The following is a 24,016-nucleotide window of genomic DNA, read 5'->3' as shown; positions in this document are numbered from 1 at the left end:
CCGCCGCGCGATCATCGGCCGCGTTGACAGGCTTCGGCTAACCCCCTACAACAATCTGACAACTCCATGAGGAATTCTCCGCCTTGAGCGACGACATACCCTTGGGCCTCATGCTGGGCCTGCTGTTTGTTCTGGTCTGCCTGTCAGCATTCTTCTCCAGCTCCGAAACCGGCATGATGTCGATCAATCGCTATCGGTTGAATCATCAGGCCAACGCCGGTTCCCGCTCCGCCGGCCGCGTCGTCGAGCTGCTCAAGCGCCCCGACCGCCTGCTGGGCGTAATACTCATCGGCAACAACCTGGTCAACAACCTCGCCGCCTCCATTGCCACCATCGTCGCCATCCATTTCTTCGGCGATGTCTCCGGGCCGGCCATCGCCACGCTGGTGCTCACCATCGTCGTGCTGATCTTCGGCGAGGTGACGCCCAAGACCTACGCCGCCGTCAAGCCGGACCGCATCGCACTGCCCGCATCGCTGATACTCGCGCCGCTGCTGCGGCTGCTCTACCCGGTGGTGTGGCTGGTCAACGCCATCTCCAACGGCCTGCTGCGGCTCATCGGCGTCCGCCACCTGGACGCCGGTGCCGACAACCTGACCCGCGACGAACTGCGCAGCGTGGTCCACGAGGCCGGCTCGCTCATTCCCAGCCGTCACCAGGCGATGCTGCTGTCGATCCTCGATCTCGAGAACGTCACCGTTAACGACATCATGGTGCCCCGCCACGAAATTGTCGGCCTCGACCTGGATGACGACCTGGAGACGCTGCTCGCCCAGATCCGCCAGAGCCAGCACACCCGCCTGCCGATCTTCAAGGGCGACATCAACAACATCATCGGCATTCTGCATCTGCGTAACGCTTCGCGCTTTCTCTCCAAGCCGGACCTCAACAAGGCCGCGATCGTCCAGGAAGCCCGGGAGCCGTACTTCATCCCGGAGTCGACGCCCCTGCACACGCAGCTGCTCAACTTTCAGCAGCAGAAGCGCCGCATCGGCGTCGTGGTGGACGAGTATGGCGATGTCGAGGGGCTGGCCACGCTGGAGGACATCCTGGAAGAGATCGTCGGCGAGTTCACCACCGACGTCGCCGGAACCTACAAGGACATTCATCCGCAGACGGATGGCGGCTATATCATCGAAGGCACGGCCAATATCCGCGAGGTCAACAAGGCGCTCGGCTGGCAGCTGCCGACGGATGGCCCCAAGACCCTCAACGGGCTGATTCTGGAAGAGCTGGAGTCCTTCCCTGACGCCCAGGCCTGCCTCCAGATCGGTGCGACCCGCCTGGAGATCCTCGAGATCGGGGACAACCTGATCACATCGGTGCGCTGCTGGCAGCAGGGCGTGCGACGGCGCAGCAGCGAATGAGCCGATTAAGGGCACGGATAGGATGATGACCGCGACCGGCGCGGGCTAGATCGGGCCACCCAGCTTCCGGGACAAGCTCTGATCGGCCGCCCGCTTGAGCCCTCGAACCCGGCGCTCGAGGGTGCGCCTCGGCGAGTACCCCGCGGGAATCGGCTCGCCGAAGACCAGCAGCACTCGCGCTCTCAGCCGGCGCGGCCACTTGGTCAGCGCCTTGCCATCCTTGTTGGATGTCCACGACCCCCACAGCCCCGACAGCGCCGCCGGCACCACCGGTACCGGGTCCCGCGCCAGCACCAGGTCCAACCCCCGCCGGAAAGCGTGCACGTCGCCATCCGGCGTCAGTCGCCCTTCCGGGAAGATCATCACCACCTCGCCGTTGCGCAACGCCCGACTGACCTCCTCCAGCGCACGTCGCACGCCGCCAGGATCACGCCGGTCGGAGTCGACGGGAATGGCTCCAGCGATGCGGAAGAACCAGTTGAACCAGGGGTTCTCGTAGATAGGCCGATCCATCATGAAGCGCAGCGGACGGGGACAGGCACCGCCGAGAACCAGCGCGTCCATGAAACTGACGTGATTGCAGACCACCAGTGCCGGACCGGTGGCCGGCACATGCTGCCGGCCACGACACCGGAGCCGGTAGAGCAGCTGAATCAGGGCAAAAATCAGCAGCCGCAGTGCGGGCCGGGGATTCCGCATCAGCAGCGCCACGCCCACCAGCAGTGCCGACCACCCCAGACACGCGAACAGCACGAAGAGCGACAGCTTCATCACGCTCAGCACCACGATCCCGAACACGGCGGACAGGATCATGAACAGCGCGTTGAGGATATTGTTGGCAGCAATCATGCGGGCCCGACGCTCCTCGCGACTGGCCAGTTGCATCAGGGTGTAGAGCGGTACGCTGTAGAGACCGCCGCCGAGCCCCACCAGCGCCAGCAGCGTGCTCATGCGCCAGAAATCGGTCATCGCCAGCAGTTCGACCAACGTCAACTGCTCCCCGGCGAAGCTCGACTGCGCGGCCAGCTCGATCCCGGAGACCCCGATGACCAACGCCCCGATCGGCACCAGCCCGAGCTCCAGGCGCCCCGCCGACAGCCGGGAGCAGAGCAGTGCCCCCAGGCCCACGCCGACCGCGAAGGCACCCAGCAGGAAGCTGACGGCCCCCTCGCTTCCGTGAATCACGTCTTTGACCCACGCCGGCAGCTGGGTCAGGTAGCAGGCGCCCAGAAACCAGAAGAAACTGATCCCGATCAGCGCCGGCCGGACCTTCTTCTCGGCGAGACCGTCGCGCATCACTCGCCAGGTGCCGGAAAATGGGCGCCACGGAACACGGCCGGTCACGCTCGGAGGCGCCGCCGGGATCTTCAGGCTGACGACGACACCGGCCACGGCGATCACCACCAGGCTGGTCGCGATGGCCGCCCTTCCCAGCGCGCCCTCCAACGAGGCCAGCACGCCGGCCAGCAGGGTACCCAGCAGAATCGACACGAACGTGCCCAGGTTGACCCAGGCATTGCCCTTGACCAGTTCGGTGGCGGCGAGGTGCTGCGGCAAGATGGCGTACTTGACCGGACCGAACAGCGCCGACTGCGTGCCCATCATGAACAGTAGCGCCAGCAACAGGCCGAACAGCTCGAACCAGACCGCCACCGCAGCCGCGATCATCGTCGCCAGCTCCAGCAACTTGAGACGACGCACCAGCCTCTGCTTGTCGAGGTGATCGGCGAGCGTGCCGCCCCAGGCGGAAAACAGGAAGAACGGCAGGATGAAGAGTCCCGCCGCCAGGTTGTTCAGCAGCCCCGTATCCCAACCGTACCGGGGTACGGCGACGAAGGTCAGCAGCAGCAGCAGGACGTTCTTGAAAAGGTTGTCGTTGAAAGCGCCCAGGGCCTGGGTCCAGAAGAACGGCGCGAAGCGGCGCTGGGCCAGTAACCCCGAATTCACGAGTCGTCCGACAGGTAGCGCAGGCCGTTCAGTGTCATCGACAACAGCTGATCGAGCAGCTCTCCCACTTCCATCGGCTGCCCCTGCCAATAGCCGAGGCGATCGTTGAGCCCCAACTGCACCAGGCCATGCACGCTGCCCCAGAGCGTCCTTGCCATGCGCCGGGCAGTGGCATCGTCGAGTGCCGGCTGATGGGCCTTGAGCGCGCTCTCGACGCGCAGAAACAGCGCATCGATGATATGGCTCTGGCGCTCGTCGAGTTCACCCTCGTCCGCGAGCGGGTACTCGAACAGCATCTGCCAGCGGTGAGGCTCGTGCTGGGCGAACTGCCAGTATGCCGTCGCCAGGGCCTTGAGCTGCGGCTCCGGATCGGCATCCTCGAGCCAGGATACCGCCGCCCCCATCCTGTCGAGGGTCTCGATATTGACGTACTGCAGCAGGTTGCTGAAGCTGCCGTAGAGTTTGAGCAGCGTACTCGGCGCGCAGCCCACATCGCGAGCCAGCGAGCGCAGCGACAGCGTGTGCACGGGATTGTCTCTCAGCCAGGCATCGCAGGCCGCCATGACCTGGGCATGGAGCGCCTCGGGGGCGTGCTGTCGCGGTCGAGCCATGAAATTCCTCGCTCGGAATGGTGTCGAATCGCTGCCGACGAGTCGGAAGCCGGAAAATATTGTTGTCGACTTAAAATCGAACAGCGTTTCCCAGCATATCGCCATACCGCGCAAACGCAAGCATCGAGCGGATTAACGTGACGATTTCGTGAGGGTTTTACACCGCCGGCGTCCGCAGGCGAGCGCCCTCCCCCGTCTCGCCCCGGCAGGTGAATAACGCCTTGGCCCGGCGCACGCTGTGGCATAGGCTGTTGCCCTCGCCACTCGATCGTCCAAGAGGAGACACCATGGCTGGTCGACTGCATGTCGACGATTGGACCCGTCATCCGGCAAGCCCCGCTTTTCGCGGCATCGACCCGCCGATCCTCGGCCCCAACCTGGCGCCGCGCCGCTGGCTGTCGATCCTGCGCCACGAGGCGGGGGTCACCGTGCTGCGCGACGCGTTCTGGGGGCTTACTCCGACGTGGCTGAAAGTGCTGGATCAGGCGCCGCACTGCGCCCGTGCCGAATCGCTCGACGAGCGACCGATGTTTCGCGAGGCGCTGGCCGAGCGCCGGTGCCTGCTCCCCGTGACCGGCATTTACGTCTGGCAGAACGGGCTACGGGGCAAGCAGCCCTTCCTGGTGACCCATACCGACCGGTCGCCACTGCTGCTGGCCGGCATCTGGAGTCGCTACGCGCCGGACACGGGCACGACACGCGACTCTTTCGCCCTGATCACGGTGCCCACGACGGAAGTCATCGCCCCCATGAGCGATCGCCTGCCCACGGTCATCGCCCCCGACGAGACCGACGCCTGGCTCTCGCCGGATACGTCGCCAGCGTCGGTTCGCGGGCTCATCGGCCCGGCCGACCGGGAACTGCTGGGCGCGTTTCCGGTATCAAAGCAGGTGAACGACCCCGCGCATCAGGAGTGGGCCTGCGGTTACCCTATCGGCCCCATGCGTGTCTGGACGACATGAGCGCCTCGCCACGGCAGGCATCGTTGCACCATTTCAGGGCCCCGGTTCGATTTTCACACCCCCGGTCATCAGCGAGAGAGTCCGTATGCAGGAACCCCGTCTTCACTCCCCGCGCCATCGTCCGGCGCTCACCGGCATGACGCCGCCAACACGTACCGCACTGGGCATCCGGTATCTTGCCGGTTGCCTGGCGCTGGCCCTGGGGCTGGTGGCGCTCCCCGTCACGGCGACCGCCGCTCCCGACCCTGGATCGGCCGACCGTGCCGCCGTCAGTCAGGGCCCCATCATCCAGAGTCCCAATGACGACCGCCAGTACCGCGCCATCACCCTCGACAACGGCCTGCAGGCGCTGCTGGTCAGCGACCCCGAGGCCGACAAGGCCGCGGCGGCCATGGACGTCTCCGTGGGCAGCAACAACGATCCGTCCGACATGCCCGGGCTGGCGCACTTCCTCGAGCACATGCTGTTCCTGGGAACCGAGGGCTATCCGGACCCGGACGGCTACCAGCGCTTCATTTCCCAGAACGGCGGCTCCCACAACGCCTTCACCGCCGACCAGGACACCAACTTCTACTTCGACGTGGATCCGGGCGCCTTTCCCGACGCACTCGATCGGTTCTCACAGTTCTTCATCTCTCCGCAGTTCAATCCCGACTATGTCGACCGCGAACGCCACGCGGTGAACTCCGAATACCAGGCCAGGCGCGACGACGATGCCCGCCGCATCAACGAGGCGCTGGGCAAGGCGCTCAATCCCGAGCACCCGCTCAATCACTTTTCGGTGGGTAGCCTGGAGACGCTCAACAGCGACAAACGCCCGCTGCGCCAGGCGCTGCTCGATTTCTACCACCGCCATTACGATGCCAATGTCATGCATCTGACCGTGCTCGCCCCCGAGCCGCTGGATGCCATGGAGCGGCTGGTCCGCCAACGTTTCGCCGCGATACCCGATCGCGGCCTGCAAAAGCCCGTGGTCGATCAGCCACTGGCGAGGGCCGACGACCTGCCGGCATCGATTCGCATCAAGAGCAATCAGGCGCGTCGCCAGCTGGAATTCCTCTTTCCCATCGACGACCCCACCCTCGAATACGCCGACAAGCCGGACGACTATCTCGCCAACCTGCTCGGGCACGAGGGCGAGGGCAGCCTTCTGGCTGCCCTGCGCAAGGCAGGCTGGGCCGACGCCTTGTCCGCCGGCACCCGCGCGGGTGACGGTCGACACGCGCTGTTCGACGTCTCGATCAGCCTGACGCCGGAGGGGGAACATCATCTCGACGACATCCAGGCCAGCCTGTTCGATCAGATCCGGCGCATCCGCGACCACGGGGTCGACGCCTGGCGCTACCGGGAACAGGCCAAGCTGGCCGAGCAGAGCTTCCGTTTCCAGCAGCGCAGCGAGCCGATCGACACCGTCAGGGGCATGGCGATGAGCCTGGCCCACTACCCTCTCCAGGACGTGCAGTACGCGCCCTACCGCATGGATCGATTCGACGCGGAAGCCATCGACGACATCCTCGGGCGCCTGACACCCGACAACCTGCTGCGGGTCTACAGCGGCCCGGACGTGTCGGGTGACGAGACCACCCGCTACTTCTCGACGCCCTACACCCTGACCCGGCGCGATGACTGGCCCGCGGGCTCTCCTCTCGATGGCCTGGGACTGCCCGACGCCAATCCGTACATCGCCGAGGACCTCAGCGTTCGCCCGTTCGAGAGCGCCGAACCCGCCCGCCTGGTCGACTCACCCAGCGTCGAGATCTGGCACCAGGCCGACAGCGACTTCGGCGCACCGCGGGTCGAATGGCGCTTCAGCCTGCAGAACCCGGACGCCTCCCGGGACGCCCGTCATGCGGTGCTGACACGGCTGCTGGCCGGCTGGCTGAACGACGGCCTCAACGAGCGTTTCTATCCGGCCTCGCTGGCCGGACAGGAGTTCGCCGCCTACGCCCACGGTCGCGGTATCACGCTGGCCTTCTCCGGCTGGCGCGATCACCAGGACCGCCTGATGAGGACCGTCGTCGAGCAGTTGCGCCAGGGCGAGATCACCGACGCCAGCGTCGAACGGGTCAAGCAAGGCTTGAAGCGCAGCTGGGAAAACGCGCCCCAGGACGCGCTCTACCAGCAGTTGCAGCGCACCCTGAGCGAGGCCCTGATGCGTCCCCAGGTCAGCACGACGAACATGCTGGCGGCGATCGACGGCATCGATGCCCAGGACGTGCGCGACTACCGCCGGCAGTTCCTCGGCAGGCTCTACCTCCAGGCCATGGCGGTGGGCAACCTCGACGCCGCTCTCGCCAGGCGCGAAGGGCTGTTGGTCGCCAATGCGCTGTCGCCCAAGCTCCGCGCCGATGCCATCCCGCCATTGGCGGTGCTTGACGTTCCCGCCAACGCCCCGGTACTGCACCCGGCAACGGCTCGCGACGACTCGGCGGTACTGCGCTACCTGCAAGGCCCCGACCTCTCGCTGCATGACCAGGCCAGCCTGGCCGTGATCGGGCAACTGATCGGACCGCCCTTCTTCGCCAAGCTGCGGACCGACGAGCAGCTCGGCTATATCGTCAGCGCCGGTTACGCCCCGTTCATGAACGCCCCGGGCCTGATGATGCTGGTTCAATCCCCCAGCGTCTCCAGCGAGACGATCGGCCAGCGGATGGACGCCTTTCTCACGTCCTTCGACCAGCGCATCGCCGCACTCGCCGACGACGAACTGGCGCCTTATCGCCAGGCCGTGCGTCAGCAACTCCTGCAGCGCGACCAGTCACTCTCGGCACGGGCGGACCGCCTGTGGCAGACGCTGGCCTACCCGCAGGCCGACTTCGATCGTCGCCAGCAACTGGCCGCCACGGTCGACAAGCTGAAGGCTGCCGACATCCGCAGCGCCTGGCAGACGCTGCGCCGGAGCCCGACGCTCGATGTCACCGCGGACGCCGGTGACCAGGCCAGCGATACCGATGCGATGACGAAGGGCTTCGTTCCGCTGACGCAGCGGTAGCTGCGGCGGGCGTCGCCACCAACGCAAGCCGCCCCGGATGAGCATCCGGGGCGGCTTGCGTTCTCATGTCGCTCTTCGGGCGTGCCGGCCCGCGGTTCAGTCGCTCTTCGGGCGTGCCTGCCCGCGGTTCAGTAGGCGTCGAACGCCTGCTCCGGCATGATCGACTCTACGTACATCACCAGCTCCTCGAGAATCTGGCGCTCCCGGTCCTCGAGCGGTGTCTGGTTGAACCGTTCGATCTCGCGGGCGAAATCCTTGAGGGTCATGCCGCCGCTCTTGGGATCGTTCAGGCGCGCCCAGCGGAACGCATCCCACTGGGTCTTCTCCTCACTGCTGAGCGTATCGGGGTAGCTGCGGGCCCGCATTCGGAACAGCATCTCCTCGAGGCGCGGATCCTGGAAGGCAAACCCGGTCTCGCCCAGTTCGTCGGGCGGCGTGGCGTGCACACGCTCCATGGCCTGGCGGTCGTGCGGAGAGAAGAAGCCTCCCGAATAGAGCATCAGGTCGGGGTCCTGCGGCGGCTCGGCCGGCCCATCGGCATACGCCATCGCCGCCTTGCTGGACGACTCCGGATTCTGCAGCAACGCCTGCCAGTGCCGCTCGCAGAGTGGCCGATCAAGCCCCAGGCGCTTGGCCACCGTCTCGTCGGCCGTGGCGATCGGCAACAGCACCGGACTGCGGTTGAGGTGCACCACTTTCAACGGTATCCGCGCCTCGCCCTCGGCCAGCTCGCTGTCGCTGACGAAGATACGCCCACGGATCTCCTCCGGGGTCAGCGCGAACAGCGGCGCGGGATCAACGGCAAGGTCGTAGACGATGACGCCGTTCGGATTCGAGGGATGCCGGGCCAGCGGCACGACCAGCGCGCTGCAGCCACGACTGGCGGGGTAGCGACGGGAGATGTGCAGCATGGGCTTGCGCGCGTCGACATCGAGCAACGCCGCGACCTGGCGCTTGCTGCGTAGCGATAGCAGGTAGTCGAAGAACTTGGCGTTTCGAGTTCGCAGCAGACGAGCCATGTCGATCGTGGCGCGCACGTCCGCCAACGCGTCGTGCGCTCCCTCGTGGGCGATACCGTTGGCCGCGGTCAGATGCTCGAGCTTGAAACTCGGCGCACCGTCGTCGCGCTTCGGCCACTCGATACCCTCCGGGCGCACGGCATAGAAAGCCCGCACGGCATCGATCAGGTCCCAGCGGGAGTTGCCGTTCTGCCACTCACGGGCATAGGGATCCAACAGATTGCGATAGAACAGGTGACGACTGACTTCGTCATCGAAACGCAGGCTGTTGTACCCCAGCGAGCAGGTGCCGGGCACACTCATTTCGGCCTGGATTCGCGCGGCGAACTCCACCTCGGGCAGGCCGCGGCGCATTGCCGCCTGCGGCGTGATGCCGGTGATCAGGCAAGCCTGGGGATTGGGCAGGTCATCGTCGGCCGGACGCGCGTAGAGCGTCAGCGGCTCGCCGATTTCGTTGAATTCGGCATCGGTGCGAATCGCGGCGAACTGCGAGGCACGGTGCCGACGAGGATCGGCACCGAAGGTTTCGTAGTCGTGCCAAAGGAATGTGGGCTCTGCCTGGGGCCGGGCTTTTCTGCCACGGTCCGCTCCGCTGTTGGCCATTCCGCTCTCCGGCTGCGCAAAAGGCCAAGCCTAGCACAGCCGGCGATGCGACTCATGCACCGCCGCCCGGCGTCCACCGCACTACCCTTTGACGGTCTCGCCCTCGTTGGGCAGCGTGACGTTGAGTTCGAGCACCGAGCAGTCGTTGTCGCTGTCGAGACTGATATTGATGGCGTCCTGGTCGACCTTGACGTAGCGCCGGATGACCTCGAGCAACTCCTGCTCGAGCATCGGCATGTAATCGGGCTGTCCCCGATGCCCACGCTGGTGCGCAACGATGATCTGCAGCCGTTCCTTGGCGACGGATGCGGATTTCTTGCGTTCGCCCTTGAGAAAATCGAGTAGCCTCACCGGCGGCCTCCTCCTCCGAACATGCGTGCGATCAGCCCGCGTTTCTGCACCGACTGGAAACGAAGCGGCACGTCTTCACCCATCAGGCGCGATACGGTGTCGGCGTAGGCCTGACCGGCGTCGCTCTTGTCGTCGTGGATCACCGGCACACCCTGGTTGGAAGCACGCAGCACCGCCTCCGACTCCGGGATCAGGCCGACCAGGTCGATCGCCAGGATCTCGCGGATGTCCTCCAGGTTGAGCATGTCGCCATCGTCGACCCGGTTGGGGTTGTAGCGGGTGACCAGCAGGTGCTCCTTGATCGGGTCACGGTTCTGCTCGGCGCGGCGCGACTTGGAAGAGAGCAGCCCGAGGATACGGTCGGAGTCGCGTACCGAGGAGACCTCCGGATTGGTCACCACCACCGCCTCGTCGGCAAAGTAGAGCGCCAGTTGGGCACCGCGCTCGATGCCGGCGGGCGAGTCGCAGATGATGTAGTCGAACTCCTCGGAGAGATCCATCAGCACCTTTTCGACGCCTTCCAGCGTCAGCGCGTCCTTGTCCCGGGTCTGGGAGGCGGGGAGGATATGCAGGTTCTCCGAGCGCTTGTCGCGAATCATGGCCTGCTTGAGACCGGCCTCGCCCTGGATGACATTGACCAGGTCATAGACGACTCGGCGCTCGCAGCCCATGATCAGGTCCAGGTTTCGCAGACCCACGTCGAAGTCGATGACCACGGTCTTGTTGCCGCGCAGTGCCAGCCCCGTGGCAATGGCCGCCGCGCTGGTCGTTTTACCGACGCCACCTTTACCGGATGTTACAACGATGATCTTGGCCAAGATGAACTTCCTGTTACCCGATAACTGTTGATCGTTCCCGCGCCATTCAGGTCAGCGCCGAGATCCTTAACTGATCTTCCTTGAGCTGCACCTGCACCGAACATCCCAGCATCTTGGGGTCGATATCCTCGAGGCGCTTGTAGGTTCCCGCCACGGAGAGCAGCTCGGCATGCAGGTCGTGACAGAAGATACCGGCTTCGCGGTCACCGTGGATACCGGCCAGCGCCCGTCCCCGCAACGATCCGTAGACATGCACGCTACCCGCCGCCAGCACCTCGGCGCCGGGATTGACGGCCCCGATCACGACCAGATCACCTTCCGAGGCGGAAATCTGCTGGCCGGAGCGCACGGTGCCGCGATGGATGCGCCCCCCTGCCTGCACGACCGTCTCCTGGGGTGGCACCGGCAGTTCCGCCTCGGCCGCGGCTTCGACCGGCTTGGTCTCGACGGCTCGCGGCCGGCTCTCCTGGGGCGGAAACCAGCCCAGCCCCAGGGCCCACGCCGACTGCTTGACCGGGTCCGAGCCGCCACGTACCGCCACCGGCAGCAGCTTGTGCGCGCGACACACGGCGCAAATGCGCTCGAGCGCAAGATGGGGCTCATCGAGCTGCTCGACGCTCAGCACCACCGGCGTATGCTGGAAGAAGGCCGGTGCCTGGCTGACCTTGCCGGCCAACTGCGCACGAATGCGCTCCGGATCGCCACTGGCCAGTTCCATGACTGTCATCGGCAGCATGCCGCCCTTGAATGTAAAGGCAGTATCTGCCCGATCCCTGTTGAGACTCATGACCGAACTCCGCAGCGGGGGAAATGGCGTTTACAGGCCCTAAGCTAAGCGAGGGCGGATGTCGCTGCAACCGATCATAAGGCCCCTCATACCTTTTGTCAGGTGTCTCCGCTAACCGACGCCACCGGCGAATCGGGCTTTTACCGCCGGCCGTCAAATGGTTAGATAGACAGTTGCCGTCGGCGCCGCAGAATCGCGAGGCCGACCTCTTGCCAGCCCGTCGTTTTTCAGGATGCCACACCGGTCATGCCAGGACTTTTTCAGCGTCTGTTCTCTCCCCGTTGGCGACACAAGGACCCCGCCGTCCGAGCGCAAGCCGCGTCACAGCTGAGCCCGAACGAGCTCGATACGCTCCGGCAGCTCGCCATGGACGAGTCGGCCCGGGTACGCCAGGCGGCATTGGCCCGGGTGCAGGATCTCGACTGGCTGTTCCAGTGGCACAGCCAGTCGCCCAGCGAAGAGTCCTTCCAGCGCCTCGTCGACCTTCTCGGCGGCCGGGTCTCGCCCAGCCCGGACCTCAACACCCGCCTGGCGACGGTCGAGCAGCTTCAGGACCTCGCGCTGATCGATGCGTTGATCAGCCATGGTGACAACCAGACCCTGCGCTTGTCCGCCCTGGCCCGTATCGACGACGAGGGCCGCCTGATCCACCACGCCTGTGAAAACGGCATCACTGCCGTACGCCATGCCGCGGCGGAACGCGTCACCTCGCCAGAGGGCCTGGCGCGCCTGATCAAGCAGGCCCGCAGAGACAAGCAGGTCGCGCGTCTTGCCCGCGAACGGCTGGCGAATCTGCGTGCCGATGCCGAGCAGCAGCACCGGGAAGAGGTCGAGCGCGAAAAACTGCTGGAGACGCTGGAAACCCAGGCCCACCGGCCGTGGGAACCGATGTTCGAGGCGCGTCTGAAACACTGGATCAAGAGCTGGGAGGCGCTGACGGGCAACGCCGACGACACCCAGCGCGCACGGTTCGATGCCGCCGTGACACGCTGCCGCCAGCGAATCGCCGAGCACGAGCATCGGCATCGCGAGATCGCACGCGTCAAGCGTGAAAAGTCCGAGGCGCAGACGACCCGCGAGGGCATTCTCGACGCCCTGGACCAGGCGTTGAAGATCGCCCTGGAGGCAGAACGTCTGACGCCCGAGGTGCTGCAGGCCTTGCAAGGTAAATGGCATCTGCAGGAGGAACGCTGGCAGGACGTCTCGGACCACTACGGCGTGAGCGAGTCGTTCCAGCAACGCTATCTGGCTCTCGATCATCGCGCCCAGTCGATCTGGCAGGCCTGGGAGCGACTTCAGGCCGAAGCCCCCGCCCTCCGCGCGGGCCTGAAGGGCGAACAACCGCTGCAGCCGGTGCTCGACCGGTTGGCGTGGCCGGACGAACTGCCGCCCACCGAACTGGTGCTCGACGCCCAGCGCCAGGCGGCGGCCGACCGGCGCGGGGCCGACGCTGACAACGTCGCCAGCAGCGCAAGTCACTGGCCGGAGGAGGAGGTCGCGGCTCAACTCGAGGCGCTGACGCAGGAGCTCGACCAGGGCCGTTACCGGCCGGCCTCGCAGCTGCACCGCCGGATCCGCCAGCATCTGGAAACCAGTGGCCAGAGGCTGTCGCCGACTCATGACCAGCTGTACAAGCAGCAGACCGCCCGCCTCGCCGAGTTGAGAGACTGGCGCGGTTTCGCCGCGGCGCCGAAGCGCGAGGCCCTGCTGGCGGCCATGGAAGCGCTGGTCGAGGCGCGTGAGCGCTCCGACGCGGAGCGCCATCGCCACCACCAGCAACTGATCCGGGAGTGGCGCCAGCTCGGCGATGCCGCGGCGACCCGTGAACTGGCTCAGCGCTTCCGCAACGCATCCGACGCCCTGCATGGGCAACTGGCGGACTGGGAAGCCGAGCTCGAGTCACGGGAACAGGACAACCTTGCCGCCCGGGAGGCCCTCTGCGAACAGCTGGAGGCGCTGCTGGCCAACCCCTCTGCCGATGCCGACCCGGACGGGCTGCGCAAGGTTCGCGATGCCGCCCAGGAGCAGTGGGATCATCACTGGCCGGTGCCGCGACGCCAGGCCGCCTCGACCGGCCGTCGCTATGCGCGTCTGCGCCGGCAGTTGCAGTCGCTGATCGACGAACGCGCCGGGGACGTCGCCGGGCACAAGCGCGAGCTGGTGGAGCAGGCACGGCGGCTGGCGGAAGATCCCGCCCCGGCCACTCAACGCGCCGAGCAGGCCAAGTCGCTGCAACAGCGCTGGCGCGACCTCGGCCGCGCTCCCAAGGGCATCGAGCAGACGCTGTGGCGCCAGTTCCGAAGCCATTGCGACGACATCTTCGCGGCCCGCGACGCCGCCCGCGGCGAGCAGCAGACGCGTCAACAGCAGCGCTTCGACGATATGCAGGCGCTGATCGATCGCGTGGACGCCTGGCAGCCGGATTCCGCCCAGGAGCGTGATGTCCTCGATGCGGCCCTGGCGGAAGCCCAACGGCTGGCACCGCTGCCCCGCAGCCGACGCAGCGACGGCATGGAAAAGCGCTGGCAGGGAATCGTCCACGCCCGCGAGATCACGCTGGATCGTCTCGCGCTGGTGGAAGAAGCGAAGCAGTGGCCAGACTACCGTCACTGGATGCGGCAGTCGCTCCAGGGCGAGCTCGACACCAGCCAGCTCGCCGGAGACCTGCGCCAGGCCATCGAGACCCAGGCCGAGCAGCGTCGGCTGCAGTCACCGGCACAGGCCGAGGAGATCCTGCAGCGCTGCCTGGTTCAGTTGACGCTGCTGGCGGGAGACGCCATCCCCGAAGCACTGGAACCGCTGCGCCTCGAGGTGCAGGTGGCGCGCCTCAACGATGGACTGGGCCGCCCGCCGACACCCCCCGAGGAGCTCCGGCAGACCCTGCTGCGCCTGATGTCGACGGCGCCGCTGACCATGGAGACCTGGGAGCGCTATGAACCGGCTTTCGATAGCGTGATGGCGCACCTGGGACAAAATGGTCGTCATCGTGATGCCGAAGCCATTGACATCATCTAATCCATACGTATAATACGCCACACATTGATGCGGGGTGGAGCAGTCTGGTAGCTCGTCGGGCTCATAACCCGAAGGTCGTCGGTTCAAATCCGGCCCCCGCTACCAAATTATTTGACCGGTGCCTTCCCCAGGCGCCGGTTTTTTTTGGTCTCCGCTATTTGCCCCACGCCTCCCACCACGCCGAGCACGCTTCCGTCAGGCCCGCTCACCGATCGAACCCCCTCCATGTGATCACGGGACGTCCTGATCGACGCTTTTCTCTCCCGAGCTCCCCGTCGGCTGGGCCATGCCGACACGACCGATACCGGGCAGCTTGAGCGCCGGCGACTGCCAGTCGAACCCGACCGTCAGCCCCAGCACGTTCAGCTCGAAGCCCTCGTCCCGGGCCAGCATCACCCCGAGCAGTCCACCCAGCGATAACTGGTAGCCGGTGTGCGTCGGTGCCCTCGCCACGATCCGGCCCGGCAGATAATCCTTGCCGATGGCGTTGGGAGGAAAATCCACCGAAAGTTCCGGCACTTGTCGCACGACCCAGGCGATGAACGTATTGCTGTTGGGCCCCGGCCAGATCCGATAGCGATCGGCTTCCGGATAGTCGGGCACGACCTCCTCGATGCGGTCGATCGCTCGCGCCGCCCTATCGCCCCGGAGCTCGGCGAGCAGCGTCGGCGGATTGCCGTACCATCGACGATCCGGCGGCGCGTACCCGGACTCCACCGTGGGCCGGCGCCAGCTCAGCACCTGATAGACGCGATACCGTTCGGCCCCTTCGGCCTTGGTCGCGATCCAGGTATGGACGCCGAAGGCGCCCCGCCATTCGAAGGCGCGCGCCGCGTAGACCTGAACCACGGCCTCGTCGACCTCGCCCGGATCGGGAGCCAATCCACTGGACGCACGATCGGCGTCATGCCAGTTGGCATGCAGTGGCACCTGCTGGGAGCCGAGCATGTAGGCCGGGCCCGACAACAGGGCCACGACCAGCACGATCGATATCGTCACGCTCACCAGAATGCGCTTGAACAGACGGGGAAGAGGCATCGAGAAGGCGGGTTCCGGAGCTTAAGTCGAGCGCTGGGGTTGAATCGATACGGGACAACCCGCATAACAGTCCCCAATCTCGAATCGAACATCAAGGGTTTTTCGCATGGCTATCGTCGATCCTCGCACCGGGCAACCGCTGACCGGCCCGGAAGAAAGCAGTCACAACGGCGCCGGCAGCAATGTCGCCCCGGACGACGTCATCGTCGACGTCACGCTGGAGAACTTTCAGCAGGTCGTGCTGGAGGGTTCGATGCAGCACCCGGTGCTGCTGCAGAGCTGGGCTTCCTGGTGCGAGCCCTGCAAGAACCTGAAGCCGGTGCTCGAGAAGCTGGCCCAGGAGTACGCCGGGGCGTTCGTGCTGGCCCGGCTCGATATCGAAGCCTTCCCGCAGATCGCCTCGCAGCTGGGCGTGCGCTCGGTGCCGGACGTCAAGCTCATCTCCCAGGGCCAGCTCTACGACCAGTTCCAGGGTGCACTCCCGGAAAAGCAGGTACGCGAATGGCTGGGAAAATATCTGGAAGCGCCCGCCGAGGCGTCCCAGAGCCCCGAAGAGATGGCACAGGCCGCGCTGGCCTCCGGCGACACCGAGACCGCCCAGGCCATCTACCAGGATCTGATTCAGCAGTACCCCGAGCATTACGACTACCAGATCGATCTGGCCGGGGTGCTGGTGGCAGCGGGCCAGGTCGACGATGCGAAACGCAAGCTCGACGACCTGCCGCCGGAGCATCGCGATGCGGCGAAGGCGCGCGGCGTGCGCGCACGCATCGAGTTCGGCGAAGAAGCCTTGAGCCAGGCCGACATCGACGCCCTGGGCGAGCGCGACGATAGCGAGGCGCAGTACCAGCGTGCCATGCGCCAGATCGCCGATGGCCAGTACGAAGCGGGCCTGGAGGCGCTGCTGGCCGTCATGAAACGCGACCGCGCCTACGGCGAAGACGCGGCACGCAAGACGCTGCTGCGCGTTTTCGACGCGCTGGGCGCCGAGCATCCGCTGACGGTCGCCTACCGCCGTCGTCTGTTCGCCATGCTCTACTGAGTGGCGACAGCCATGCTCTACTGAGTGGCAACAGCCATGCAGGCAACGCCCGGCTGGCGCCGGGCATTGCCTTTCGATCACGGCGCCAGCAGCCGGTCCAGCCTCATCAGCGCCTCCTCCAGCCAGCTCCTCGGCATGCCGAAGTTGAGCCTGACGAATCCCGGCCAGCCGAAATCGGCGCCATCGGAGAGAGCGACCCGAGCCTCCTCGAGCAGCCGCTGCTGAGGCCCATCCGCCAACGCGCTGTGACGCAGGTCCAGCCACGCCAGATAGGTCGCTTCCGGGGTCGTCATGGTCACGCCCGGCCACCGCGAAACGTGCGCTTCCACCAGCGAAAGATTGCTGCGCAGCTCGCCCAGCAGTGCCTGCCGCCACATCTCGCATTCACCATAGGCGGCCTGCGACGCGCTCAGACCGAGCACGTTGACGCTGGGCAGCAGACCGGCAGCCGCAGCCTTGAAGCGCTGGCGCAGGCCGTCGTCACTGATGATCGCGCAGGCGGAGGAGAGCCCGGCGATGTTGAACGTCTTGGAGGGAGCCCACAGCGTGACCAGTCGCTCCGACAGCTCGGGACAAAGCCGTCCCAGGGGACGGTGCGTCATCGACGGATCGAGGATCAGGTCGCAGTGCAGCTCGTCGGAGATCACGATCAGGTCGTGGCGCACCGCCAACTCCGCCAGCCCTTCGAGCTCTTCGGCCGTCCATACCCGACCGGTGGGATTATGCGGATGGCACCACAGCAGTACGCGCGTATTCGGCTTGATGGCGGCTTCGAGCGCTTCGAGATCGAGCCGCCACGGTTGGCCCGCTGCCTCCGGCTCCGCCAGCTCGAACACCTGAGCCTCGCGGCCAGTGTTCTTGGCCACACCGAGAAATGGCGGATAGATCGGCGTCGCAGTGAGCACGCCCTGGCCAGGATCGCTGAACGCCATCGCCGCCAGGTTGAGCGCCGGCACCACGCCCGGCACCCACAGCTGCCAGGCGTCGTCGATCGCCCAGTCGTAGTGATGACGGCTCCACTCGCACAGCGTTTGCTTTAGACTCTCCGGCACGCCAGCGTAACCGAACACCCCGTGGTCGACTCGCCTCGCCAGTGCCTCGAGCACCGCTGGCGGCGAACGGAAGTCCATGTCGGCGACCCACAGGGGCAGCACGTCCTCCTCGTACTGCTGCCATTTCGTGGAGGGGTGCTGGCGGCGATCGATACGCGTGGCAAAATCGAAATTCACGATAGTGATCTCATCATCGGAATGGATGGACGAACATGTGCGAGCGGCCTGACGAGCCCGACAGCGCTTCTTCCCGATCGTTCTACGCTCGGGTCCTGGCGGGCAGTTCGAAACTGGTCGGCCACTGGCTGATGCTGGGCCAGGCCGATCCGGACCGTCTGGCCATGATTCTGGCCGATACGGCGCGCATCGCCAAATTGGGCGAGCCCGAGTCGACGCCGGACGGCGAAACGCTGACTCACTGGAGCGGTGACGCCACTCCGCCGCGCTGGGCGGCCAGAACGGCGCTGTTCCTGCTGGTGCAGATGCCCGCCAAGCCGCTGCCCCGGGATGACGACGAAGCCTGCGCCTGGGCCTACTGCTGGCTGCACAACCGGGAATTCGAAGCCCGCGAGACGGCTCATGCCAGCCTGCCCGAGCATTTGCGCGACTGCCTGGCGGCGCCGCTGGCCGAAGCCTGGCAGGATTATCGCGGCCTGCGGCTGATCTGACGCCGCTCAGCGACCGCCACCGCGGCGCGGCGACTTGGGCACGAAACCCTCGGGCTTGCTGCCCAACCACTCGGCGAAGGCACGAATGTCGGGATGCGACAGCAGCGCCTCACGGCTCGCATAATGATCGGCGAGCTCGCGTTCGCTCAGCGTGCGGTGGAGATGGGAGTGACACGGCCGGCAGACCCACAGCACCGCCGTCTGCATCCGCTCACGACCATGCCGCTTGCGATAACGCGGCTTGCGGTGCAACGTTCGGGGAATGAGATGATGACGCGTCAGCGGCGCGGCGCGTCGGCACAACGCGCAGCGTTCGGTCATCTCGGCATCCATCATCATCGACAGGGAGTCTCCATAGCGTGATCAGCTTAGAAACCTCCGCTGGTTTTTCGCAACCCGTCCCGGCAGCGACGGGAGTCGCGCCATGACCCCCGCGATTCGCCTGCTCGAGTCACGCGGTGTCGCCCACCAGGTCACCAGCTACGACCTGACGAGCGAATCCGACGCCGCCTCCCAGGGCTCCTATGGCCTCGATGCCGCGCGAGCGCTCTCGCTGTCGCCCGCCAGCGTGTTCAAGACGCTGCTCGCCCAGTTGGATGACGATCGCCTGGTGGTCGCCCTGGTGCCCGTCGATGCCACGCTGGATCTCAAGGCGCTGGCCAGGGCTGCCGGCGTCCGCAAGGCGCGGATGGCTGAAGTCCCGGTGGCCGAGCGCACCACCGGCTACCTGGTCGGAGGCATCAGTCCGCTGGGCCAGAAGAAGCGCCTGCCCACCTTCATCGACGCAAGCGCCCTGACGCTGGACACGGTGCACGTCAGCGGCGGCCGGCGCGGGCTGGAACTGTCGCTGGCGCGCGACGACCTGATCGCCCTGACCGCGGCCCGCCCCGCGGATCTGGCGCGGCGCGGGTAACCCTTCGCATGTCGATAGACTTCGACCTGTGGATCGATCCCGACGACCTCGATCGCCACCGCGCCGTCGAGCGCGTGCTGGAACACTACTTCATGGAGCGACTGGCCGATTACCCCCATCTGCGTTTGCCGGGCCCCGACCCCTACGACTATGATGCGCCGTTCAATCGGCTGCACACCGTGCTGGTCGAGCGCGCCCGCGACTATCTGCTGCGCGAATACCTCTACTCGCCCACGCCGATGCAACTGAGCCAGGCCTTCTATCGCGCCGTGGCTCGTTCCAACAAGGTCATACTGGATTCCCCCGATGGTGATTCACACCGATCAGATACCGACTGACGCCCAACTGGCGATCATCGCCGAGCAGTTGGGCCGCCCGCCGCGGGGCCTCGAGGCGGTCGCCGCCACCGACGGCCACGGTCGTCCGCTGGTGCTGCGCATGGCGCCGATCGTCGACGATGCGCCCTTTCCGACGCTCTACTGGCTCTCCTGCGAGCGCCTCAAGGTGGTGCTGTCGCGCCTCGAGGCCAGCGGCGTGATCAAGGAGCTGGAGGCCCGGCTGCAGCAGGATCCCGAGTGGCTCGCCAGCTACCATCGGAGCCATGCCGATTACGTACGCCAGCGCTGGCACTTCATGACCGACGAACAGTGCCACGCGGTCGAGCAGCGCGGCTACACGCAACTGATGCGCGAACGGGGTGTCGGTGGCATCACCAACTGGGACCAGGTGCGCTGCCTGCACACCCAGTACGCCCATCACCTGTGCGGGGACAACGCCATCGGCCGCTGGCTCGATGCCGAGCACGGCGTGGCCGCCACCATTCCCTGAGCGGGGGTGCGGGCGGAACCTTTACTCTTTCCACTGGTTTTTCTCAGGAGCGATAGCGTGCAAATCTGTGTTTACCTGGGTTCACGTGAGGGCAACGACGACCGTTTTGCCGCGGCGACGGAAGCGCTGGGCGCGGCGATCGCCAGACGAGGCTGGGGGCTGGTCTACGGCGGCGCCCGCAACGGCCTGATGGGCAGGCTGGCCAACGCCTGTCTCGCCGAGGGCGGCGAGGTGATCGGCGTGATGCCCGAGCACCTGGTCCAGCGCGAGGTCTCGCATCACGGCCTGACCCGGCTGATTCGCGTCGACAACATGCACGAACGCAAGGCCGCCATGGCCGCGCACGCCGACGCCTTCATCGCCCTGCCCGGCGGCATCGGCACCCTCGAGGAGCTGTTCGAGATCTGGACCTGGCGCTATCTCGACCTTCACCACAAGCCGATCGGCGTGCTCAATGTGGCCGAGTTCTACTCGCCACTGTTGACCTTCCTCGATACCACCGTCGAACACGGCTTCCTCGATGCCTCGACCCGGCGCACGCTGGTCGCCGAGGCCGACACCGACACCCTGCTCGACCGTCTTCAGGCCGCGGCGGCGCTCGACTGATCACGCCGTCTGCGTCGGCAGCGACCGGCCGGCGGTGACAAGCGCCCCACCGCCGCCCGGGGCGACGCTCGCCGCGGTACCGATGTAACGCCGGCGCTTCTCGGGCTTCAGCCGTTCCACATCGACCACCACCAGGCCGTCCAGGCAGTAGCCGAAAGCGGCGTCGACGCCGAAATCCATGAAGCGCACGCCCCCCGGTTCGGCCACGTCGCAGTACTGCTTGTAGAGGACGGGCACGCTCACGCCCAGGGCCTCCAGTTGATCGCGCAGCTGCCTGAAATCCTCGTCGCGATCGTTGCCGCCGAACAGCCTCTCCGCCTCCATGCGCCCCGCCGCCGAGAGGCTGAACGGTGCCCGGGCGCGTACACGTTCGCTCAAGTCACCGTAATAGTGACGGTAGTAGCCGACCAACAGCTCCCGCGCTCGCAGCGGCACCCTGCCCGAGATCGTCACCGGGCCGAACAGCCAGCGGACCTCGGGATGGTGACGCAGATAGGCACCGAGCCCGAGCCACAGATAGTCGAGGCTGCGACGCCCCCAGTAACGGGGCTGGACGAAACTGCGCCCCAGTTCCAGCCCGTGACGCCACTCCGACCAGGGCGCATTCTCCATGTGGAAAATGGTCGGCGAGTAGAGCCCCTCCATGCCATGCGCGTCGAGGATCCGCCCCACCTCGCCCAGTCGATAGGCGCCGGCGATCTCCAGATCCCTGTCGTCCCACACCAGCAGATGGCGGTAATGCGCGTCGAAGGCATCCATGTCGCGGCGCCGCCCCGTGCCTTCACCGACGCGACGAAAAGCGATCTCGCGCAGCCGCCCCAGCTCGCGCATGACCACGCCGTCGAGCTGGCCGTCGTACAACAGTATCTGCTTGCCGTCGACGGTCTCTCCCAGGTGCTGGGCATCACGCAGCGCCTCCCGCAATGCCAGGCGGCTCTCCGGGTGCGCGATGCCCGCCTCCCCCAGGAACACCGGTTTGCGTCCGCGCCCCAACCGATAGACATGCTTGCGCAGCAACTTGAGCTTGACCGCGGTGGAGAGCCCATCGCGATCGATCCGCTCCATCGACAGTAGCGCACCGGCGCGCACGCGAAGTTGACGATCGCGCTGGCGGAACATCTCGTGCGGCAGCATCAGCGTGCCCAGATCGTTTCGCAGCATCGTCAGCGCATAGAACAGCCAGGAGTTCCTGCCCTGCACGTGCAGCGGCAGGATCGGGGCGTTGTAACGCCGCGCCAGGTGCAGGAAACCGCCTTGCCAACGCCGGTCGCGCACGCCATGGGGGCCGGCTCGCGACACCTCGCCGGCCGGGAACACGATGACCGCCTCCTCCCGGTCCAGCGCCCCGCCGATTTCGGCAAGGCTGCGGCGAAAGCCCCGGCGAGAGAGGTTGTCCACCGGCAGCAGACAGTCGCGCAGCGGCTCCAGCTGCATCAACAGGCTACTGGCCAGGATCTTGACGTCCGGACGCACCTCGGAAACCATCTTCAACAGCGCCAGGCCATCCAACGCCCCCAGCGGGTGGTTCGCCACGATCAGTACCCGTCCGGTCACCGGGATGTTCTCCCGCTCCCGCGATGGCAGCGTGTAGCCGAAGCGAAACTCATCGAGCACCCGTTCGACGAAGCCGATGCCCCGGGTATCGGCGTGCGCGCTCAGAAACCGGTTGATCTCGCTCTCGCGGACCAGCCCGCGGATCAGAGCGATACTCAACCGCCGTAGCCAACCCGGCAGCCTGGAGAACGGCTTGACGTGATTTTCGAGTGCTTCGGCAATGTCGATCATATCGCTTCCTCCCGACCATCACGGCCTGGCCGGTAGCATGACGGCGAGATATGACAACGACGTGGCCGCTGACTAGAGTGGGTGAACCGATCAAACGAGGAGCGAGCCATGCAGGCCATCGCCATCGAAGCCAATCAGATGATATGGCGCGAGCACGACGATCCCGGCGCACTGGGCGCCAGTGAAGTCCGCATCGAAGTCGCCTGGGCAGGCATCAACCGTGCCGACCTGATGCAGCGCGGCGGCAACTATCCGCCGCCGCCGGGTGAATCCGAGATCCCCGGGCTGGAAGTGAGTGGGACGATCATTGAAATCGGCCGTGGCGTCGAGCGCTTCCGGCGCGGCGATCGCGTCTGCGCCCTGCTTGCCGGCGGCGGCTACGCCGAACAGGTCAAGGTCGACGAGGCCCAGGTGCTGCCGATCCCCCAGGGATTGGGGCTGCGAGAAGCCGCCGCGCTGCCGGAGGTCTTCGCCACCGCCTGGCTCAACCTCTACATGGAGGGCGCGGTACAGACCAGCCAGCGCGTCCTGCTGCACGCCGCCGCCAGCGGCGTCGGCACCGCCGCGATCCAGCTCTGCCGCGCGTTCGGCAACCCCTGCTTCGTGACCGCGGGTAGCGCCGACAAGCTGGAGACCTGCTATCGACTGGGTGCCGATGCCGGCTGGAACCGCCACGACGGCAGTTTCGTCGACCCGGTCAAGGCCTGGGGCGGCGCCGACATGATCCTCGATCCGGTGGGGGGAGACTACATCGCGCAGGATCTCGCGGTACTCAATCCCGACGGTCGACTGGTGCTGATCGGACTGATGGGCGGGGTCGAGGCACAGGTCAATCTGGGGCGCATGCTGATGAAGCGTCAACGCCTGATCGGCTCCACCTTGCGCTCGCGCTCGGCGAAGGCCAAGGGTGCCATTCTCGACGCGCTCCATGCCCACGTCTGGCCCAAGCTGGCCAGTGGCGAGATCAAGCCATTGATTGCCGGCACCTGGTCGGTGCAGGAAGCGGAAACGGCCATGCAGCACCTGTCGGACAACGCCAATACCGGCAAGATCCTGTTGAGCGTCAGCGGCGAGGGGTGAGCCGGCGCGGTAGGCTAGTCGACGCCCAGCGTGGCCTTGTAGGTCAACTGCAGCAGACGGGCGTCGTCGCCGGCACGATGACGACGGATGTCGTGCTCCGCGGCGATCCGCTCCTTGGTTTCGGCCCAGCACTCGGTCTGGGCCTCGCTCAGCAGGCGCCGCAGCGCCTCCAGTCGAAACCGCGGCAGCATGCGGGCCTGATCGAAAAGCAGCGACAGCCAGGTATTGTCGTAGCCCCAGCTATCGCTGTAGGCGATACCGCTCGCCCCCAGTTCGTCGTTGAGCCAGCGCGCGACCTCGATCGGCGGGTGCCCCTCGCGGACCAGCCGGGCGCGGGATATGCCATGCAGCAGTTCGGCCTTGGGATCCCAATGGGTCCACTCCTGCACCGGCTGGATCAGGAACGCACAGCGACTGCCATCGGCTCGGGCCAGGCCGACCTCGATGGGGTAACTGCCGCGGCCAAAGCCGGAGGCCTCGATATCTAGCAGGGTGGGCAGCAACACGTCACGGGCTCCTTCCATGATGCCGT

At 66.3% G+C, this 24,016-nt stretch carries 22 protein-coding genes and 1 tRNA gene; 12 read left to right on the top strand and 11 right to left on the bottom strand.

All coding sequences use genetic code 11. The features are described from left to right. Positions 1 to 83 precede the first annotated feature (83 nt). A complete protein-coding gene (locus tag Q0602_RS15935) occupies positions 84 to 1,367 on the top strand; it encodes an HlyC/CorC family transporter (RefSeq protein ID WP_298845416.1) in 1,284 nt (427 codons plus the stop codon). 45 nt (positions 1,368 to 1,412) lie between these two features. Here the strand turns inward: Q0602_RS15935 and Q0602_RS15930 are convergent, their stop codons facing one another. Together Q0602_RS15930 and Q0602_RS15925 are read right to left on the bottom strand one after the other, a co-directional pair. Then, positions 1,413 to 3,314: an MFS transporter gene (locus Q0602_RS15930; RefSeq protein ID WP_298845415.1), complete on the bottom strand. Its 1,902-nt coding sequence runs from the start codon at positions 3,312 to 3,314 to the stop codon at positions 1,413 to 1,415. Next, a complete protein-coding gene (locus tag Q0602_RS15925; protein WP_149434392.1) occupies positions 3,311 to 3,925 on the bottom strand; it encodes a TetR/AcrR family transcriptional regulator in 615 nt (204 codons plus the stop codon). Before Q0602_RS15925 ends, Q0602_RS15930 begins: the two co-directional genes overlap by 4 nt. A gap of 287 nt (positions 3,926 to 4,212) precedes the next feature. Between Q0602_RS15925 and Q0602_RS15920 the strand changes: the two genes are divergently transcribed. Both Q0602_RS15920 and Q0602_RS15915 read left to right on the top strand, forming a co-directional pair. Continuing rightward, positions 4,213 to 4,887 carry an SOS response-associated peptidase gene (locus Q0602_RS15920; RefSeq protein WP_295041152.1) on the top strand — a complete coding sequence of 225 codons (675 nt, stop codon included), beginning with the start codon at positions 4,213 to 4,215 and terminating at the stop codon, positions 4,885 to 4,887. Positions 4,888 to 4,972: 85 nt separating this feature from the next. Continuing rightward, positions 4,973 to 7,879 (top strand): insulinase family protein, encoded by a 2,907-nt coding sequence (locus Q0602_RS15915; protein WP_298845414.1) that lies wholly within the window; start codon positions 4,973 to 4,975, stop codon positions 7,877 to 7,879. 128 nt (positions 7,880 to 8,007) lie between these two features. Here the strand turns inward: Q0602_RS15915 and sbcB are convergent, their stop codons facing one another. The 4 genes from sbcB to minC all read right to left on the bottom strand — a co-directional run bounded on the left by sbcB (position 8,008) and on the right by minC (position 11,457). After that, positions 8,008 to 9,501, bottom strand: a complete 1,494-nt coding sequence (gene sbcB, locus Q0602_RS15910; protein ID WP_298845413.1) for an exodeoxyribonuclease I — start codon at positions 9,499 to 9,501, stop codon at positions 8,008 to 8,010. An 81-nt stretch (positions 9,502 to 9,582) separates the two neighbouring features. Beyond that, the gene (minE, locus tag Q0602_RS15905; protein WP_110597869.1) at positions 9,583 to 9,852 is read right to left on the bottom strand and encodes a cell division topological specificity factor MinE; all 270 of its coding nucleotides are present in this window, start codon (positions 9,850 to 9,852) and stop codon (positions 9,583 to 9,585) included. Next, positions 9,849 to 10,670: a septum site-determining protein MinD gene (minD, locus tag Q0602_RS15900; RefSeq protein ID WP_110597870.1), complete on the bottom strand. Its 822-nt coding sequence runs from the start codon at positions 10,668 to 10,670 to the stop codon at positions 9,849 to 9,851. Before minD ends, minE begins: the two co-directional genes overlap by 4 nt. 46 nt (positions 10,671 to 10,716) lie before the next feature. After that, positions 10,717 to 11,457, bottom strand: coding sequence for a septum site-determining protein MinC (gene minC / locus Q0602_RS15895; RefSeq protein WP_295037547.1), 741 nt, complete (start codon positions 11,455 to 11,457; stop codon positions 10,717 to 10,719). Positions 11,458 to 11,703: 246 nt separating this feature from the next. Here minC and Q0602_RS15890 point away from each other — a divergent pair, with 246 nt between their 5' ends. Further along, a complete protein-coding gene (locus tag Q0602_RS15890; RefSeq protein ID WP_298845412.1) occupies positions 11,704 to 14,472 on the top strand; it encodes a DUF349 domain-containing protein in 2,769 nt (922 codons plus the stop codon). Positions 14,473 to 14,500: 28 nt separating this feature from the next. Further along, a tRNA-Met gene (locus Q0602_RS15885) sits at positions 14,501 to 14,577 on the top strand. Positions 14,578 to 14,703: 126 nt separating this feature from the next. On the opposite strand, the gene Q0602_RS15880 is transcribed toward Q0602_RS15885, so the two are convergent. Then, a complete protein-coding gene (locus Q0602_RS15880; RefSeq protein WP_298845411.1) occupies positions 14,704 to 15,510 on the bottom strand; it encodes a DUF3750 domain-containing protein in 807 nt (268 codons plus the stop codon). A 106-nt stretch (positions 15,511 to 15,616) separates the two neighbouring features. On the opposite strand from Q0602_RS15880, the gene Q0602_RS15875 reads away from it, so the two are divergent. Further along, positions 15,617 to 16,552 (top strand): tetratricopeptide repeat protein, encoded by a 936-nt coding sequence (locus tag Q0602_RS15875; RefSeq protein ID WP_298845410.1) that lies wholly within the window; start codon positions 15,617 to 15,619, stop codon positions 16,550 to 16,552. Between the two features lie 77 nt (positions 16,553 to 16,629). Here the strand turns inward: Q0602_RS15875 and Q0602_RS15870 are convergent, their stop codons facing one another. Beyond that, positions 16,630 to 17,781 (bottom strand): MalY/PatB family protein, encoded by a 1,152-nt coding sequence (locus tag Q0602_RS15870; protein WP_298845409.1) that lies wholly within the window; start codon positions 17,779 to 17,781, stop codon positions 16,630 to 16,632. Positions 17,782 to 17,816: 35 nt separating this feature from the next. On the opposite strand from Q0602_RS15870, the gene Q0602_RS15865 reads away from it, so the two are divergent. After that, complete coding sequence (locus Q0602_RS15865; protein WP_295037537.1) at positions 17,817 to 18,272, top strand: hypothetical protein; 456 nt, start codon at positions 17,817 to 17,819, stop codon at positions 18,270 to 18,272. Between the two features lie 6 nt (positions 18,273 to 18,278). Here Q0602_RS15865 and Q0602_RS15860 read toward each other — a convergent pair whose 3' ends face one another. Continuing rightward, positions 18,279 to 18,611: a hypothetical protein gene (locus Q0602_RS15860; protein WP_295037535.1), complete on the bottom strand. Its 333-nt coding sequence runs from the start codon at positions 18,609 to 18,611 to the stop codon at positions 18,279 to 18,281. Positions 18,612 to 18,696: 85 nt separating this feature from the next. Between Q0602_RS15860 and ybaK the strand changes: the two genes are divergently transcribed. Genes ybaK through Q0602_RS15840 form a run of 4 tightly spaced genes read left to right on the top strand, consistent with a single transcriptional unit; the run spans position 18,697 to position 20,619 of the window. Then, positions 18,697 to 19,185 carry a Cys-tRNA(Pro) deacylase gene (gene ybaK / locus Q0602_RS15855; protein WP_149434383.1) on the top strand — a complete coding sequence of 163 codons (489 nt, stop codon included), beginning with the start codon at positions 18,697 to 18,699 and terminating at the stop codon, positions 19,183 to 19,185. An 8-nt stretch (positions 19,186 to 19,193) separates the two neighbouring features. Continuing rightward, on the top strand, positions 19,194 to 19,523 hold the full coding sequence (locus tag Q0602_RS15850) for a hypothetical protein (protein WP_149434382.1): 330 nt from the start codon (positions 19,194 to 19,196) through the stop codon (positions 19,521 to 19,523). Then, positions 19,492 to 20,013 (top strand): DUF501 domain-containing protein, encoded by a 522-nt coding sequence (locus Q0602_RS15845; protein WP_298845401.1) that lies wholly within the window; start codon positions 19,492 to 19,494, stop codon positions 20,011 to 20,013. Before Q0602_RS15850 ends, Q0602_RS15845 begins: the two co-directional genes overlap by 32 nt. Before the next feature lie 57 nt (positions 20,014 to 20,070). Further along, positions 20,071 to 20,619 (top strand): TIGR00730 family Rossman fold protein, encoded by a 549-nt coding sequence (locus Q0602_RS15840; RefSeq protein WP_295037527.1) that lies wholly within the window; start codon positions 20,071 to 20,073, stop codon positions 20,617 to 20,619. Here Q0602_RS15840 and Q0602_RS15835 read toward each other — a convergent pair whose 3' ends face one another. Continuing rightward, positions 20,620 to 22,404 carry a GNAT family N-acyltransferase gene (locus Q0602_RS15835; protein WP_298845399.1) on the bottom strand — a complete coding sequence of 595 codons (1,785 nt, stop codon included), beginning with the start codon at positions 22,402 to 22,404 and terminating at the stop codon, positions 20,620 to 20,622. It abuts the gene before it with no gap. A gap of 108 nt (positions 22,405 to 22,512) precedes the next feature. Between Q0602_RS15835 and Q0602_RS15830 the strand changes: the two genes are divergently transcribed. Then, on the top strand, positions 22,513 to 23,484 hold the full coding sequence (locus Q0602_RS15830; protein WP_298845397.1) for an NAD(P)H-quinone oxidoreductase: 972 nt from the start codon (positions 22,513 to 22,515) through the stop codon (positions 23,482 to 23,484). 14 nt (positions 23,485 to 23,498) lie between these two features. On the opposite strand, the gene Q0602_RS15825 is transcribed toward Q0602_RS15830, so the two are convergent. Then, positions 23,499 to 24,008 carry a hypothetical protein gene (locus Q0602_RS15825; RefSeq protein WP_295037521.1) on the bottom strand — a complete coding sequence of 170 codons (510 nt, stop codon included), beginning with the start codon at positions 24,006 to 24,008 and terminating at the stop codon, positions 23,499 to 23,501. Positions 24,009 to 24,016 lie beyond the last annotated feature (8 nt).

The sequence above is a fragment of the uncultured Salinicola sp. genome (assembly GCF_937921195.1).
GTDB lineage: Bacteria > Pseudomonadota > Gammaproteobacteria > Pseudomonadales > Halomonadaceae > Salinicola.
The sequence above is the reverse complement of the archived record's forward strand: the minus strand, read 5'-3'. Positions and strand labels throughout refer to the sequence as shown.